This is a genomic window from Phytoactinopolyspora endophytica, assembly GCF_004138495.1.
GTDB classification, from domain to species: domain Bacteria; phylum Actinomycetota; class Actinomycetes; order Jiangellales; family Jiangellaceae; genus Phytoactinopolyspora; species Phytoactinopolyspora endophytica.
On the sequence record NZ_ML142871.1, the window covers coordinates 95,897 to 98,680 of the forward strand.

Genomic DNA, 2,784 nt, shown 5'->3' on the forward strand with positions numbered 1-2,784 from the left:
CCGCGGGCCGGGCCAGCCTGGTGGTGTCGAGCTGAGGCAGTTTGGCGCGCATCCGGGCGACCCGCAGCGCCTGGGTGGCCCCGTTCCACAGCAGCATGGCCACCAATGCGGCCCACAGGACGCCGAACATGGTCGGCCGCCCGCCGCCGACGACGAACGGCACCACGAGCACCAGGGCCGCGAGCACCTGGCCGGCGCGCGCGGCCACCAGGGTGCCGCGGTTCTCGTCACCGGTGATCTTCCACACGACGGCGCGGAGCATGTGACCGCCGTCGAGCGGCAGCGCCGGAAGGATGTTGAACACGCCCACGATCACGTTCGCCGAGGCGAGCACGAGCAGCAGATACTCCGGGACGTCGGCCTGCACCGGGATCGCCGCCAGATACGCCGCACACCCGATGACGAGCGAGACCAGGGGTCCGGCCGCCGAGACCAGCAGATCCCGGCCGGGCGTCGGCGACTCACGCTCGATCTCGGTGTGCCCGCCCAGGAAGTGCAGGGTGATCCCGCGTACGGGGATGCCGAGCCGGATCGACGCGACGGCGTGGCTGACCTCATGCAGAAAGACGGACAGGTAGAGCAGAACCGCGAACGCGAAGGTGATCGCGTAGGTCTGCCAGCCGAGCGCGGGGAAACTGCGCGCGACGAACGGCTCGAAACCGACGGTGATGACGGCCGCGACGATGAACCATGTCGGGCTGACGTACACAGGTACCCCGACCACTTTTCCCAGCCGAATGCTCCGCCGGCCACCGAATCCCATGCCCTCAGCCTACGGCGGGCAGCTCAGGCTGTCGGTGCGGTCGTCTACGCTTTGGGGAACATGGATACTTCGGTAGCGCATCAGACGGTGGAGGAGCAGGCGCCAGGCGTGGGCGGGGCCTCTCCGGTCAAGAGCCTGTCGCCGTCCCGTGCAGCCGACTTCATGACATGCCCGTTGCTGTACCGCTTCCGCACCATCGACCGATTGCCCGAGCCGCCCAGCCCGGAGGCCACCCGCGGCACCGTGGTGCACTCGGTGCTCGAGCGGTTGTTCGACCTGCCTGCCAGCAGCCGCACCTCGGATGAAGCCGTGCGCCTCGTACGGCCGGAATGGGAGCGGCTGCTGGCCGAGGAGCCCGACGTCGCCGCTCTGTTCACCGGCGATGACGACGGCGCGGCCCTGCAGGAATGGCTGACCAGTGCCCAGACGCTGGTGCAGCGGTACTTCACACTCGAGGATCCGCAGCGGCTCGAGCCGGCCGAACGTGAACTGTACGTCGAGACCACACTGGAGTCGGGGCTGCGCCTGCGCGGCTACATCGACCGGGTGGATCGGGCGCAGAGCACCGGTGACCTGCGCGTGGTCGATTACAAGACGGGTAAGGCACCCCGGGCCGGGTTCGAGCAGCGGGCGATGTTCCAGATGCGGTTCTATGCGCTGGTGCTGTGGCGGCTGCACGGCACCGTGCCCCGGCTGCTCCAGCTGGTCTACCTCGGCAGCGGCGAGGTCCTGCGATACGAACCGGACGAGGCGGATCTGCGTGCCACCGAGCGCAAGCTCGGTGCGCTGTGGACCGCCATCGAGCGTGCCACCGAACGCAAAGACTGGCGGCCGAACCCCAGCAAGTTGTGTGACTGGTGCGCTCATCAGGCACTCTGCCCCGTATACGGCGGAACTCCCCCGCCCGTCCCGGAAGCACCGGCTGTCGCTGGGGCCGAAGACGAGACCGAGGCTCCCTCACCGCGGACCTCTGGGGCGGACCTGTAGCGTCTCCGCCGCTCGTGTTCCGCCAACGGGGCCGCAAGGCGCCGCGTCCTCGCCACGTCCCGCCGTGTCCCCGCCAGGTCCCGCGTCATCCTCCGGCCGCGTCATCCTCCGGTCGGAGAGAGCAGTTCGGCGTCCAGTATGACCAGCGGCCCAGACTGTCAGTTTACGGTTGATGTCTATGAGTGAGGCGTCCGAGCGTCGGCCACGGGTTCACCCCGTGCTCTTCGACGGTGCGCTCGTCACCGTGTTTCTCGTCCTCGGCATCCTGTCGATGTATCTGTACGCGGACACCTCGAGCAACTACCGCGATCCGGACGCGATCGGCGCCGCCCTGGCCGTGCTGACCGTGTCCCCGCTGCTGTTCCGCCGCACTCATCCGACCCTGGCCGGGCTGTTCATCGCCGCGGCCACGTCGGCCTACCTAGTCTGGGACTATGCCTCGATATCGCTGACCGTGGCCATGCTCGTCGCTGTGTACAGCGCCGGGGCGTACGCGCGCGTCGATCGCGGGCTCACGGTGGTGGCCGCACATCTCGCCGTCACGGCGGCCTACGTGATTCACTACGCCAGCGACTTCGGCCCTCGCAGCGCCGCCACGTTGAACCTCGCCTTTGCGGCGTTCGGGTACGTCGGGCTGTGGGCGATCGGCCGCGCCGTCCAGAAGAACCGCCGCTACACGTCGGCGCTGGAGGACCGGGCTCAGCGGTTGGAACACGCCCGGGAGACCGAGGTGCGCGCTGCCCTGGCCGAGGAGCGCTCCCGGATAGCCCGGGAGCTGCACGACGTCGTCGCCCATCACGTCTCGGTCATGACGGTGCAGGCGGCAGGCGCCCAACGTTCACTCGAGCGCAATCCGGAGCGCAGCGGCGATGCGTTGCAATCGATCGAGAACACCGGCCGCGCCGCCCTGGCCGAGATGCGTCGCATCGTGGACGTCCTCCGGGGCCCGGAACGCACCGGACGGCTCGAGCCGTCCAACTCCCACCGCGGGCCGCAGCCCGGCGTCGCGGACCTCGAGACGCTGGCCGAGCAGA

General features: G+C 69.3%; 3 protein-coding genes. 2 read left to right on the forward strand and 1 reads right to left on the reverse strand.

Annotated features, from left to right (window positions below; genetic code table 11):
- Positions 1-763: site-2 protease family protein (locus ELR45_RS30510; protein ID WP_205857577.1), on the reverse strand; the 763-nt coding region annotated here is incomplete at its 3' end.
- Positions 764-823: 60 nt separating this feature from the next.
- On the opposite strand from ELR45_RS30510, the gene ELR45_RS30515 reads away from it, so the two are divergent.
- Both ELR45_RS30515 and ELR45_RS30520 read left to right on the forward strand, forming a co-directional pair.
- Entirely contained in the window at positions 824-1,750 is a 927-nt protein-coding gene (locus ELR45_RS30515) for a RecB family exonuclease (protein WP_129669650.1), read from the forward strand.
- Positions 1,751-1,928: 178 nt separating this feature from the next.
- Positions 1,929-2,784: sensor histidine kinase (locus ELR45_RS30520; protein WP_165368245.1), on the forward strand; the 856-nt coding region annotated here is incomplete at its 3' end.